The sequence below is a fragment of the Aerococcus agrisoli genome, from assembly GCF_003797145.1.
In the GTDB taxonomy this organism is placed as follows: Bacteria; Bacillota; Bacilli; order Lactobacillales; family Aerococcaceae; genus Aerococcus; species Aerococcus agrisoli.
Genome location: NZ_RKMG01000013.1, coordinates 1 through 13,777 on the forward strand (window position 1 = coordinate 1; position 13,777 = coordinate 13,777).

The window sequence follows — 13,777 nt, forward strand, 5'->3', positions numbered from 1 at the left end:
CGAAAAGTATGAATTGTTCAGGTTCTATATATATAGTAAATATCTGAGACTTCTTTGTGCCCAGGAATGTTCTCATTTTACCAAAGTCTATTCCGCTATGCACCTTTTAGCCATCTAGTGTTCACTTACCACTATCACTGGCGATTTATTTTTTCTTTAACCTACCTACTATTGACAATTGTTATTAGGCCACAAATTAAGTATTATTGGTTTATAAGGAAATACATATAATGGAGGTTTTTTTATGGCAAATCATTTTTTAGTGTTACAAACCGACTTTGGATTAGGGGACGGTGCTGTAGCAGCTATGTACGGTGTAGCATATACCGTTGATCCCAGTCTTACAATTTCTAACTTAACGCATGAGATCCCTCCATACGATATCTTTGCGGCATCATATCGCTTACTACAAACGATTAAATACTGGCCAGAGGAAACAGTATTTGTATCCGTTGTAGACCCAGGTGTTGGTTCAGCACGTAAATCAGTAGTAGCAAAAACAAAAACTGGTCACTACATCATTACTCCTGACAACGGGACATTAACACATGTTGCTGCCCATCTTGGTTTAGAAGCAGTTAAGGAAATCGATGAAATCAAAAACCGTTTACCGCATTCAGAAGAATCACATACCTTCCATGGTCGTGATGTATATGTATACAACGGGGCAATGTTAGCGAACAATGCAGATTATTTTAACCAGTTGGAAAAATCAGTCGCTGTTGAGGATATCACGACTTTCCAATTAGGTGAATTATATGAAGCAGACGGCGTTATTCACGGTACCGTAGATATCCTAGATATCCGATTTGGCTCACTTTGGACTAATATCCCTTCAAGTGCCTTGAAAAATGCAGGCATCGAGAATGGAGACACCATCAGCGTGACCATTTACCATAACGGCATCAAACATTACCAAAACTATATTCTATTTGGCCATTCATTTGCGGATGTACCTGTTGGTGAACCAATTGGCTATATCAACTCCCTATTAAACTTAGGTGTGGCGATCAACCAAAAGAACTTCGCCGAAACATACGGTGTGGGCACGGGTATTGACTGGCAAATAGAAGTACGTAAAATTTAATTCGCTATTTTGAACCAAAATAAATCTTATAATATAGAAGAAACTTTCAAAGGAGAACAAACATGAATAAAAAACAATCATCTATTACAACCCTAGTTGCCATCGGTGTAGGTGCAGCCGTATTCTTTATCTTAGGTCGCTTCCTATCCATCCCTACAGGTATTCCAAACACAAGTATTGAAACAACATATCCATTCCTAGCTTTAATGGCTACTATCTTCGGTCCATTCGCTGGTTTATTCATTGGTTTGATTGGTCATGCGATAAAAGACTTATTAACTTATGGTTTGTGGTGGTCATGGGTATTAACATCTGGTTTTGCTGGATACGGCTTTGGTATCGTTGGCCGTCGCTTAAAAGTTAATGAAGGTATTTTCACTGCAAAAGATGCGATTCAATTCAATATTGGCCAAGTAGTCGTGAACGTGTTATCATGGGTTGTCATTGCACCAGTTTTAGACATCTTAATTTATTCAGAACCTGCGAACAAAGTTTTCCTACAAGGTGGGGTTTCTGCCCTTGTAAACTCTTTATCAGTAGGTATTATCGGTACATTGTTACTTAAAGGATATGCCTCTACACGTACGAAATCAGGAAGTTTACGTAAAGAGCAATAATAGAAAGTAGTTTTTATTATGAATAACGTATTTACAACTAAGCCGGTGGACTCTAATGTCACACCGGCTATTGAATTTAAAAATGTATCTTTTCGCTATGCTAGTCAAGCTGACTTAAATCTTCACGATTTGTCTTTTGCGATCTATCCTGGCGAGAAGGTGTTAATTATCGGTCCTTCTGGTTCAGGTAAATCAACGATTGGGAAAATGATCAATGGTCAAATTCCCAATACCTTTGATGGTGATTTAACCGGTGAGATTTTTATTAACGGCAAATCAATCAAGGGACAATCAATCTTCGACCTTTCCCTACAGGTAGGAACTGTATTACAAGATACAGACGGTCAATTTGTTGGTTTAACAGTTGCTGAAGACTTGGCCTTCGCTTTGGAAAATGATAACGTTGCACAAACAGACATGGTCGCTAAGGTGAATACCTGGGCAACTACGCTTGATTTGCATGACCTATTATCAGCCAAGCCTCAAGCTTTATCCGGCGGTCAGAAGCAACGTGTGTCCATTGGTGGTGTCTTAATTGATGAATCACCTATTGTCCTATTTGATGAACCTCTTGCCAACCTAGACCCTGCATCTGGTTTAGCAACCATGGAACTTATCGGTAAGTTAAATGCTTCTGAGCAGTTAACCACTATCGTCATTGAACACCGTTTAGAAGAAACATTAATTGCAGATATCGATCGTGTCATTGTCATTGAAAATGGTCGTCTCGTAGGGAATACAACGGTTGATTATTTACTTCGTTCTGATTTACTTGACCGTATTGGTGTGCGCCAGCCTTTATATCTGGATGCTTTTCATTATGCGGGGGTATCTTTGAAGCAATTTGATACGCTTGGTGCTTTTACACCAGACTTCATCACACCGAAAGTGGCGCAGGAGTTGACGACTTGGTATGATAGTCAGGTTGATACGAGCCGTGACCAGTTACAAAAGCCGATTGTGCAACTTGAAAATGTTGCTTTTCGCTATCATGATACGCCTTTGATTCAAGATATGAATCTGACGATTTATGATGGTGAGTTGATTTCGCTGGTTGGGACGAATGGTGCGGGTAAGTCGACCTTAGCTAAGTTGCTATGTGGTTTTGAGCGTCCTGATGCGGGAAAAATCACTGTATTTGGTCAAGATGCGGCGCAATTGTCGATTAAGGAGATTGCGGATGATATTGGTTATGTGATGCAGAATCCGAATCTGATGATTTCGAAAAATCTTTTGGCCGATGAGGTGGCTTCTGGGCTCATTAACCGCGGTCTTTACAAGGACGGCGCTGATGAGGAATTATTGGAACGTGTGGCGCATGCTTTGCGGATTTGTGGTCTTTTCCCTTACCGCAACTGGCCGATTTCCGCTTTGTCTTATGGGCAAAAACGACGCGCAACGATTGCCAGCATTCTGGTTTTAAATCCTAAATTATTGATTTTGGATGAACCAACAGCTGGTCAGGACTACAAGCATTACACGGATATGATGGCCTTTATTCAAGAGTTGAATGCGAATGAAGGAATCACCATTTTGATGATTACCCACGATATGCATTTGATGCAAGAATACACCAACCGGACAATTGTTCTACATGATGGGCAAATTCTAGCGGATAACAAGCCGTCAGCCGTGCTTGCTGATGAATATTTGATGAAACAAGCCCATTTAGCACCGACTAGCTTGTATCAATTAGCGAAAGCCTTACCGAATATTGAACCAACAAGCTTTATCGATGCCTTCATTCGTTATGAGCGAAATCTGAAAATTGATAAATTGGCGACGGTTCGTCTTGAAAGGAGTGTGGCGGATTTTGGCTAAGACACAAGGACAAACCTTGGGCTATATTGCTCGAGATACACCGCTACACCGTTTATCAGGCGCTACCAAGCTAATTGCCTTTATCGCCCTATCAGTCATCGCGATGACTTCGTATGACACGCGCTTTTTGATTGGCTTGGGAATTTTATCGCTAATCTTGTTCTGGGTATCAAAAATCCAATGGTCTGAAGTGAAGACGGTCATTTACTTTATTCTCTTCTTCTCCATCTTGAATTTGATTACCATCTATATATTCGAACCAGAATATGGGGTGCAGTTGTATGATTCACGTACCGTAATTGCTGAAGGTATTGGTCGCTATTCACTGACCCAGGAACAACTTTTCTACGAGTTCAATTTATTCGTTAAATATTTCTCGACCATTCCCTTGGCTTTGATTTTTATTTTAACGACCAATCCAAGTGAATTTGCCTCATCACTTAATCGAATAGGCGTTTCCTACCGCATCGCTTATGCTGTAGCGCTAGCTTTGCGTTATATTCCGGACATCCAAAGTCAATTCTTTGCTGTTCGCCAGAGCCAACAAGCGCGTGGGATTGAGATGTCAAAAAAGGCACCCCTGATCCAACGTGTGAAGCGTTCGGCTCAGGTGATTATGCCTTTGATATTCTCTAGTCTTGACCGTATTGAGGTAATTAGCCAAGCTATGGAACTGCGTCGCTTTGGGAAAGAAAACCGCCGTACCTGGTACAGTGCACGACCTTTCAAACGTGGTGATTTCATCGCATTATTTGTGACAATCGTGTTGGTTGCCATTGGTGTCAGTCTATTCTTCATCAACGGTGGCCGTTTCTATAACCCATTTAAATAAGCTAAACAAAAAAGGTAGCAAACTCGTTCTAATAAACGAGTTTGCTACCTTTTTCTATGTTTAGTTTACTATTCGCTTACCAAGTAAAGTGCTAGTTTACACTAACGCGTTGATTTGGAAGCCACGGTCTTCTAATACATATAGGATTGCTTCAGCTGTATCAATTGATGTTAACAATGGCACACCACGTTCGATGGCTGCTTTACGGATCAATTGACCTGAATTTTGGTCGTGACGTGCACGTCCCCAAGTGTTAATGATGATTTGCGCGCGTTCATCAGTAATTAAGTTTACTAATGTTTGCTCGATTTCTTTTTCATCAGTTTGTTCGCTTGACGTTACAGCAACTGTGTCGATGCCTGCTGCTTCAAATTCAGCTTGCATGTCGCCTGTTACCATCACGCTGAAACCAATTTGACGGAAGCGGTGTGCTAATGCCAAACTTTCTTCAACGTCTGCTTTAGTAATAGTGAATAAGACATTTCCAAAGTCATTGACATGGATATTGCTTCCTGCAAAGGCTTTGTATAAAGCTTTTTGAAGGTTAATATCTGAACCCATAACTTCACCAGTTGATTTCATTTCAGGACCTAATTGTGGGTCCACTAAGTTCAATTTCGTGAATGAGAAGACTGGTGCTTTTACGTGAACCATTTCGCCTTCAGCGTAAAGACCTGGTTGGTAACCTTGGTCAAGAATGCTTTCACCTAAGATAGCTCGTGTCGCAACTTGGGCCATTGGAATACCTGTTACTTTACTTAAGAAAGGTACTGTACGGCTGGCACGTGGGTTTACTTCAATTACGTAAACTTGTTCGTCTTGAACGATGAATTGAATATTCATCATACCCAAGCAGTTTAGGCCAAATGATAGACGTTCAGTATAGTCGACGATGGTCGCTTTGACTTCATCAGATAGGCTTTGTGAAGGATAAACGGCCATAGAGTCACCTGAGTGGACCCCAGAACGTTCGATATGCTCCATAATACCTGGGATTAAGACATTTTCACCATCACAAATGGCATCAACTTCAACTTCAGTACCGACAACGTAGTGGTCAATCAAGATTGGGCGGTCTGGCGATGCGATCATGGCATCTTCCATGTAGCTGCGTAAGTCCGCGTCGTTATCAACGATTTCCATACCACGTCCACCTAATACGTAACTTGGACGTACTAAGACTGGATAGCCGATTTTAGCTGGGATTTGTAAAGCATCTTCAACTGACATTGCAGTAAATCCTTCTGGTTGAGGGATACCTAGGTCTGTTAAGGCTTGCTCAAACAAGTCACGGTCTTCTGCACGGTCTAGGTCTTCGACGGTTGTACCTAAGATAGGAATACCTAATTTGTGCAATGGTTCAGCTAAGTTAATCGCTGTTTGACCACCAAATTGGACGATAACCCCTTCAGGTTTTTCTAGGTCGATGACATGAAGCACGTCTTCTAAGGTAAGTGGCTCAAAGTATAGTTTATCTGAAATTGAGAAGTCAGTAGATACCGTTTCTGGGTTGTTGTTCATGATAATTGCTTCGTAGCCGGCTTGTTGGATAGCTTTTACAGAGTGCACTGTCGCGTAGTCAAATTCGACCCCTTGACCAATACGGATTGGACCTGAACCTAATACTAATACTGTTTTCTTGTCTGAAGGGATACTTTCGTTTTCAGCGCTATACGTTGAGTAGAAGTAAGGTGTGTTCGATTCAAATTCAGCCGCACAGGTATCTACTGTTTTGTAGACTGGGCGAATGCCGTTTTCAGCACGTAAGTCACGTACATCTGCTAAGTCATTTTCCCATAAACGAGAAATGGCTAAGTCTGAGAAACCGTAACGTTTTGCGTCTGTTAAAACAGCAACATCATTCTTGTTCGCTGCTAGTTTATTTTCTAACTCGACAATGTGCATCAAGACATCTAAGAAGTATAGGTTAATCTTGGTCATGTCGTGTAATTGTTCAATCGTGTAGCCACGGCGTAAGGCTTCAGCCAGGTAGAAGATACGGTCATCTTGTGCACGCGTAATTTTATCTACTAATGTTGCTTCATCCGCTTCGCGACTTGCTGTAGTTGCCATGTGTTCTGCACCAATTTCTAGTGAACGAACAGCTTTCAATAAGGCTTCTTCTAGGTTGGTACCAATGGCCATTACTTCACCAGTGGCCTTCATTTGTGTACCTAATTGACGGTCACCTTTTTCGAACTTGTCAAATGGCCAACGTGGAATTTTCGCAACTACGTAGTCTAAAGCTGGTTCAAATTCAGCTAAAGTTGTACCTGTTACAGGGTTGATCATTTCGTCAAGGGTTAAACCTACGGCAATTTTGGCTGCAATTTTCGCAATTGGGTAACCAGTTGCTTTTGATGCTAACGCCGAAGAACGACTTACACGTGGGTTAACTTCAATTACGTAGTAGTTGAAGCTATTTGGATCTAAGGCTAATTGCACGTTACATCCACCTTCGATACCTAAAGCACGGATGATTTTTAATGATGCATCACGTAGCATTTGGTTCTCATGGTCAGTAAGCGTTAAGGTTGGTGCGAAAACGATTGAGTCCCCTGTATGAATACCAACTGGGTCAAAGTTTTCCATGTTACATACAACCAAGGCATTATCAGCGCTATCACGCATTACTTCGTATTCGATTTCTTTGTAACCAGCGATTGAAATTTCAATCAAACATTGGGTTACAGGAGATAATTTTAGCCCTTTTGCTACGATTTCACGTAACTCAGCAGGGTCATTACAAATCCCTCCACCGGTACCACCCATGGTAAAGGCTGGACGAACAATTACTGGATATCCAGCTTTGTCTGCGAATGCTAAGGCTTCTTCAACCGTATGTACAATATCACTTTCAGGTACTGGCTCATTTAATTCACGCATTAGGTTACGGAATAAGTCACGGTCTTCAGCTTGGTCGATAGCAGATAATTTTGTACCCAATAATTGGATGCCTAGTTCATCTAGAATACCGTCATTGGCTAATTCAATCGCCATATTCAAGCCTGTTTGACCACCCAAAGTAGGTAGAATTGCATCTGGGCGTTCTTTACGTAAGATGCGAGATACAAATTCTAGCGTAATTGGTTCAATGTAGACTTTATCAGCAATTTCTGTATCCGTCATGATGGTTGCTGGATTGGAGTTCACTAATACAACTTCATAGCCTTCTTCACGCAAAGATAAGCATGCTTGCGTACCAGCATAGTCGAATTCTGCTGCCTGTCCGATGATAATTGGTCCAGATCCGATGACCATAATCTTGTGAATATCAGTACGTTTTGGCATTAAATAGTCCCCTCCAAGTTCTTGTTGTTTTCCATTAAATCGATAAAGCGGTCAAATAAGTGGTCCGCGTCATGTGGCCCTGGTGCTGCATCTGGGTGATATTGCACGCTGAAAGCAGGCAATGTTTTGTGGCGTACACCTTCAACCGTTTCATCGTTGATTTCGATGTGTGTGATTTCTAAATCAGTATTGGCAATTGATGCTGCGTCTACTGCATAACCATGGTTTTGTGAAGTGAAATCGATACGACCAGTTGCTAGTTCGCGTACTGGATGGTTAAATCCACGGTGACCAAATTTCATTTTAAATGTTTCCCCACCGTTTGCTAAACATAGTAATTGGTGACCTAAACAAATCCCAAACAAAGGAATTTTTCCTTGAATTTCTCTAATCATATCTAATGATTCAGGAATACTTGTTGGGTCCCCAGGACCGTTCGTTAACATAACCCCATCTGGTGCTAAGCGTAGAATTTCTTGTGCTGTTGTATCGTAAGGTACTACCGTTACATTACATTCACGTTTGTTTAATTCGCGTAAGATAGAGTGTTTCAAACCAAAGTCTACAACGACAACATTTTTACCCGCATTAGGATTTACATAGCGTGTTTTCGTTGATACTTGTGATACTTGATCCGTTGGTAATTCAGTCGCACGAAGCGTTGCTAAAGCAGCTTCAATGTCAGTACCCTCATTTAGAAGACTAGCCTTCATTGTACCGTGACTACGGATTGTTTTCGTCAATTGACGTGTATCAATGTGTTTAATACCAGGAATATCATATTCCACTAAGAAATCATCCAAGCTCATTTTTGATCGCCAGTTAGATGGGAAACGTGCAACTTCACGACAAATGATTGCTTTCACTGTTGGGTCTACAGATTCAAAATCATCCGCATTTACACCATAATTCCCGATTAATGGGAAAGTAAATGTTAACATTTGACCGTTATAACTTTGGTCTGTTAAAGATTCTTGATAGCCTGTCATCCCTGTTGAGAAAACAACTTCGCCAATGACCTCTTTCGTTGCGCCAAAAGCTTCTCCATAAAATGTTTCGCCAGTTTCTAACAACAATATTTTTTCCATTTTTCCACTCACCTTCAATGAACACACCTAATTTTTTACCATTGATTTTTACAAAAAAAGCACTCAGCCCGAGGGCTAAGCGCTTTACGACACTACAAGTAAATTGAAGATATAGTAAACAAACCATTTTCATGGTTTCACTTGACCCCTTGAAAGCCTCACAGGACTTGATTTAAAGGTTTTTTGTTTTTTCTAAGATTACGCTATTCACATACTATTGTCAATCATTGATTGAAAATTTTCGTATTTTTCATGAATAAATATCTCAGAAAACTCATCATTTTCTCATATAAAACCTAATGCCTCAAGGAATCCGCAAAAAATGCCCTACAGCTTCTTTGTATAGAATGTGCAATTTTTGTACGTTCATCTGGTGAAAAGTGACAAATGCTATTTACAAAATTTCGTCTAAAATTTTAGTAAGATAATGCATATTTGCGTAAAAAAAGAAGACCGAGTCGTCACCCGGTCTTCTTCCAATTTGCAAATTTAGTTTTTAAAGTTTAATTGTTTAAAATTAAGCTTCGATTTCAGTGATTGTACCAGCACCTACAGTACGGCCACCTTCACGGATAGAGAATTTAGTACCGTTTTCGATCGCAACTGGGTGGATCAATTCAACGTCCATGTCAACGTTATCACCAGGCATAACCATTGGTACATCTTCTGGTAAAGTAATAACACCAGTGATGTCAGTTGTACGGAAGTAGAATTGTGGACGGTAGTTAGTTAAGAATGGAGTATGACGTCCACCTTCTTCTTTAGACAATACGTAAACTTGTGCTTTAAATTTAGTATGTGGAGTAATTGAACCTGGTTTAGCTAATACTTGACCACGTTCGATATCTTCACGTTGCACACCACGTAATAAGGCACCAATGTTGTCACCTGATTGTGCGTAGTCTAAAGTTTTACGGAACATTTCAACACCAGTTACAACTGATTTACCGATTTCGTCTTTAACACCAACGATATCAACTTCGTCACCAGTACGTACTTCACCACGTTCTACACGACCAGTAGCAACAGTACCACGACCAGTAATTGAGAACACGTCTTCAATTGGCATCATGAATGGTTTGTCGTTTTGACGTTCAGGTTCTTGGATGTAAGTATCTACAGCTTCCATCAATTCTAAGATTTTAGCTTCTTGTTCTGCGTCACCGTTCAATGCTAATAAAGCTGAACCAGAGATTACAGGTAGATCGTCTCCAGGGTAACCATATTCAGATAATAAGTCACGAACTTCCATTTCAACTAATTCTAGTAATTCTTCATCGTCAACTTGGTCAACTTTGTTTAAGAATACTACGAAGTAAGGAACACCTATTTGACCTGCTAAAAGGATGTGTTCACGAGTTTGTGGCATTGGACCATCAGCTGCAGATACTACTAAGATAGCACCATCCATTTGAGCAGCACCAGTGATCATGTTTTTAACGTAGTCGGCATGTCCTGGGGCATCGATATGAGCGTAGTGACGGTTAGCTGTTTCATATTCGATATGAGAAGTGTTGATTGTGATACCACGTTCTTGTTCTTCTGGAGCGTTATCGATTGAAGCGTAGTCTTTAGCTTCACCGAAACCGTTTTTAGCTAAAACTGTAGCGATTGCTGCAGATAAAGTAGTTTTACCGTGGTCAACGTGACCTAATGTACCCACGTTAACATGGGGTTTTGTACGTTCGTAAGTTTCTTTTGCCATTTTATTATTCCTCCTAAGAATAGAAAATATTAAACCTAAGTTTATAGATTTTCAATAAGTTAATTATAGTCAAACTAGATTCAGAAATCAAGCATCCGCATAAGGAATACCTAGGCTTAAACTTGATTTCCTCTAGTATTGACAGATTCATCCGTTAATTTAAAAATTAATCTTCTGAACCTTTACCATATTTTTTAATGATATCTTCTTGAATTGATTTAGGTACAGCTTCGTAATGATCGAATGTCATTGTGAAAGTACCACGACCTTGTGTTGCAGAACGCAAGGTAGTCGCATAACCAAACATTTCAGATAATGGAACAATTGAGTTGATCATCAACGCGTTACCACGTGGTGTTTGACCTTCAATACGTCCACGACGAGCTGATACGTGACCCATAACATCACCTAAGTACTCTTCTGGTACTTGGATATCAACTTTCATCATTGGTTCAAGGATAGCAGGCGCAGCAGTCTTAATAGCATTACGTAATGCTAATGAAGCAGCAACTTTGAAGGCTGTTTCAGATGAATCGACATCGTGGTAAGAACCATCATATAGTTTAGCCTTAACATCGATTAATGGGAAGCCAGCTAATACACCGTTTTCCATTGCATCTTTCAAACCAGCTTCAACGGCAGGAATGTATTCACGAGGAACCACACCACCGACGATTGCATTTTCAAACTCAAATCCAGCACCTTCTTCGTTAGGTGTGAATTCGATCCATACGTCACCGTATTGACCTTTACCACCTGATTGACGAACGAATTTACCTTGAACAGAAGTTTGTTTAGTAAATGTTTCACGGTAAGATACTTGAGGCGCACCTACTGTTGCAGAAACATTGAATTCACGTTTCAAACGGTCAACGATGATGTCAAGGTGAAGCTCACCCATACCAGCGATGATTGTTTGACCAGTTTCGTGGTCAGTTGACGCACGGAAAGTTGGATCTTCTTCAGCTAATTTACCTAAAGCGACAGACATTTTGTCTTGGTCAGCTTTAGTATCTGGTTCGATTGCAACTTCGATAACTGGTTCAGGGAATTCCATTGATTCCAAGATTACTTGGTGGTCAATGTCTGATAAAGTATCACCTGTAGTAGTGTCTTTAAGACCTACGGCAGCAGCGATATCACCAGAGAATACTTCATCAATTTCAGAACGAGAGTTTGCGTGCATCATCAATAGACGACCAACACGTTCACGTTTACCTTTAGTAGCATTTTGGATGTATGAACCTGATTGTAATGTACCTGCATACACACGGAAGAAAGTTAAACGACCTACGAATGGGTCAGTCATAACTTTGAACGCTAATGCTGCGAATGGTGCATCATCAGTAGCTTTAACTTCAATCACTGTTTCTGGATCATCAGCTTTGTGACCTTGGATAGCTGGTACATCTGTTGGTGCTGGTAAGTAATCGATAACAGCATCAAGCATTAATTGAACACCTTTGTTCTTGAATGCAGAACCACAAAGAACTGGGAAGAATGCAACGTCGATAGTAGCTTGACGGATTGCAGCTTTCAATTCATCTTTAGTGATTTCTTCACCTTCAAGATATTTTTCCATGATGTCTTCGTTAACGTCAGCAACTGCTTCGATTAAGTTAGTATGCCATTTTTCAGCTTCTTCGCGGTATTCTTCTGGAATTTCGCGCGCTTCATATTCAGTACCGTCTTCAGTGATATAAACTTCAGCGTTCATTTCAACTAAGTCGATGATACCTTCGAATGAATCTTCAGCACCAATTGGTAATTGGATAGGTTGAGCGTTTGCTTGTAAACGATCACGGATAGTGTCTACAGAATATAAGAAGTCTGCACCCATTTTATCCATTTTGTTTACGAATACGATACGAGGTACTTTGTATGTATCAGCTTGACGCCAAACTGTTTCAGTTTGAGGTTCAACCCCTGATTGGGCATCTAGTAAAGCAACTGAACCATCAAGTACACGCAATGAACGTTCAACTTCAACAGTGAAGTCCACGTGACCCGGTGTATCAATAATGTTTACACGGTGACCTTTCCATTGTGCTGTTGTTGCAGCAGATGTAATGGTGATACCACGTTCTTGTTCTTGCTCCATCCAGTCCATTTGTGAACCACCATCATGTGTTTCACCGATTTTGTGGATTTTTCCTGTATAGTACAAGACACGTTCAGTTGTAGTCGTTTTACCGGCATCGATGTGGGCCATGATACCAATATTACGAGTCTTTTCAAGAGGGAATTCTCTTTTAGCCATCTTATCTTTACTCCTTTTTTCTTTGATGCGTATAACAATTGGTGTACACCATTTATTATAACGGTTTTAGAGAAAAGTCGACAATATTTTTTATCGACAATTAGAAAACTCTTACCAACGGAAATGCGCGAATGCTTTGTTGGCTTCTGCCATACGGTGTGATTCTTCACGTTTACGAACTGAAGCACCTGTATTGTTAGCAGCATCCATGATTTCATGTGCTAAGCGTTGTTCCATTGTGTTTTCACCACGTAGGCGAGCGTATGATACTAACCAACGTAATGCTAGTGTTTGACGACGTTCTGGACGAACTTCGATTGGCACTTGGTAGTTAGAACCACCGATACGACGAGCTTTAACTTCTAAAACTGGTGCGATGTTTTCCATAGCTTGTTCGAAAACTTCCATTGGATCGTTACCTGTTTCAGCTTTAATGTTGTCGAATGCAGTATATAAAATAGTAGCTGCTTTACCACGTTTACCATCAACCATGATACGGTTGATTAAACGAGTAACTAATTTTGAGTTATAAATTGGATCTGGTAATACGTCACGTTTTGCAATATGTCCTTTACGAGGCATTAGAGTTCCTCCTTTCGAATTTTAAATTATTTAGGTTTTTTAGTACCGTATTTAGAACGGCCTTGTTTACGGTCATTAACACCAGCTGTATCTAACGCACCACGAACGATGTGGTAACGAACTCCAGCTAAGTCCTTAACACGACCACCACGGATAAGAACAACACTATGTTCTTGTAAGTTGTGACCGATACCTGGGATATAAGCTGTTACTTCGATCATGTTTGATAAACGAACACGAGCGTATTTACGTAACGCTGAGTTAGGTTTCCTTGGTGTCATAGTACCTACACGAGTACAAACTCCACGTTTTTGAGGAGAGTTTGTATTTGTAGTTTGACGTTTCATTGAGTTGTAGCCACGGCCTAATGCTGGAGAACCAGATTTTTTAGTTGAGCTTTGGCGTGGTTTGCGTACTAATTGGTTAATAGTTGGCATAACTATAGCTCCTCCTTCCCATAATGGGTGAATTTTTTTGTGTTTTTTATGCTCACA

General features: G+C 40.5%; 10 protein-coding genes. 4 read left to right on the top strand and 6 right to left on the bottom strand.

Annotated elements, in window-relative coordinates; translation table 11 throughout:
- Window positions 1-244 precede the first annotated feature (244 nt).
- From EF384_RS05065 to EF384_RS05080, 4 genes are all read left to right on the top strand, one after another.
- Complete coding sequence (locus EF384_RS05065) at window positions 245-1,087, top strand: SAM hydrolase/SAM-dependent halogenase family protein (protein ID WP_123779899.1); 843 nt, start codon at window positions 245-247, stop codon at window positions 1,085-1,087.
- A 62-nt stretch (window positions 1,088-1,149) separates the two neighbouring features.
- A complete protein-coding gene (locus tag EF384_RS05070) occupies window positions 1,150-1,704 on the top strand; it encodes an ECF-type riboflavin transporter substrate-binding protein (RefSeq protein WP_123779901.1) in 555 nt (184 codons plus the stop codon).
- Window positions 1,705-1,722: 18 nt separating this feature from the next.
- The gene (locus EF384_RS05075) at window positions 1,723-3,525 is read left to right on the top strand and encodes an ABC transporter ATP-binding protein (RefSeq protein WP_123779903.1); all 1,803 of its coding nucleotides are present in this window, start codon (window positions 1,723-1,725) and stop codon (window positions 3,523-3,525) included.
- Complete coding sequence (locus EF384_RS05080; protein WP_123779905.1) at window positions 3,518-4,357, top strand: energy-coupling factor transporter transmembrane component T family protein; 840 nt, start codon at window positions 3,518-3,520, stop codon at window positions 4,355-4,357. The genes EF384_RS05075 and EF384_RS05080 overlap by 8 nt, the downstream gene beginning before the upstream one ends.
- Before the next feature lie 96 nt (window positions 4,358-4,453).
- Here the strand turns inward: EF384_RS05080 and carB are convergent, their stop codons facing one another.
- The 6 genes from carB to rpsL all read right to left on the bottom strand — a co-directional run bounded on the left by carB (window position 4,454) and on the right by rpsL (window position 13,720).
- On the bottom strand, window positions 4,454-7,648 hold the full coding sequence (carB, locus tag EF384_RS05085) for a carbamoyl-phosphate synthase large subunit (RefSeq protein WP_123779907.1): 3,195 nt from the start codon (window positions 7,646-7,648) through the stop codon (window positions 4,454-4,456).
- Window positions 7,648-8,736, bottom strand: a complete 1,089-nt coding sequence (locus EF384_RS05090; protein ID WP_123779909.1) for a carbamoyl phosphate synthase small subunit — start codon at window positions 8,734-8,736, stop codon at window positions 7,648-7,650. Before EF384_RS05090 ends, carB begins: the two co-directional genes overlap by 1 nt.
- 517 nt (window positions 8,737-9,253) lie before the next feature.
- A complete protein-coding gene (gene tuf, locus EF384_RS05095; protein WP_123779911.1) occupies window positions 9,254-10,441 on the bottom strand; it encodes an elongation factor Tu in 1,188 nt (395 codons plus the stop codon).
- 166 nt (window positions 10,442-10,607) lie between these two features.
- Window positions 10,608-12,701, bottom strand: a complete 2,094-nt coding sequence (gene fusA, locus EF384_RS05100) for an elongation factor G (protein WP_123779913.1) — start codon at window positions 12,699-12,701, stop codon at window positions 10,608-10,610.
- Window positions 12,702-12,812: 111 nt separating this feature from the next.
- Window positions 12,813-13,283: a 30S ribosomal protein S7 gene (gene rpsG / locus EF384_RS05105; protein WP_069285390.1), complete on the bottom strand. Its 471-nt coding sequence runs from the start codon at window positions 13,281-13,283 to the stop codon at window positions 12,813-12,815.
- Between the two features lie 26 nt (window positions 13,284-13,309).
- The gene (rpsL, locus tag EF384_RS05110; RefSeq protein WP_069285391.1) at window positions 13,310-13,720 is read right to left on the bottom strand and encodes a 30S ribosomal protein S12; all 411 of its coding nucleotides are present in this window, start codon (window positions 13,718-13,720) and stop codon (window positions 13,310-13,312) included.
- Window positions 13,721-13,777: the final 57 nt, after the last annotated feature.

What these genes read in the sequence shown, in the direction of transcription:
- EF384_RS05090 (WP_123779909.1), bottom strand. Translation starts at nt 8,736, where the DNA reads ATGGAAAAAATATTGTTGTTAGAAACTGGCGAAACATTTTATGGAGAA.
- EF384_RS05070 (WP_123779901.1), top strand. Translation starts at nt 1,150, where the DNA reads ATGAATAAAAAACAATCATCTATTACAACCCTAGTTGCCATCGGTGTA.
- EF384_RS05065 (WP_123779899.1), top strand. Translation starts at nt 245, where the DNA reads ATGGCAAATCATTTTTTAGTGTTACAAACCGACTTTGGATTAGGGGAC.
- carB (WP_123779907.1), bottom strand. Translation starts at nt 7,648, where the DNA reads ATGCCAAAACGTACTGATATTCACAAGATTATGGTCATCGGATCTGGA.
- fusA (WP_123779913.1), bottom strand. Translation starts at nt 12,701, where the DNA reads ATGGCTAAAAGAGAATTCCCTCTTGAAAAGACTCGTAATATTGGTATC.
- tuf (WP_123779911.1), bottom strand. Translation starts at nt 10,441, where the DNA reads ATGGCAAAAGAAACTTACGAACGTACAAAACCCCATGTTAACGTGGGT.
- rpsG (WP_069285390.1), bottom strand. Translation starts at nt 13,283, where the DNA reads ATGCCTCGTAAAGGACATATTGCAAAACGTGACGTATTACCAGATCCA.
- EF384_RS05075 (WP_123779903.1), top strand. Translation starts at nt 1,723, where the DNA reads ATGAATAACGTATTTACAACTAAGCCGGTGGACTCTAATGTCACACCG.
- rpsL (WP_069285391.1), bottom strand. Translation starts at nt 13,720, where the DNA reads ATGCCAACTATTAACCAATTAGTACGCAAACCACGCCAAAGCTCAACT.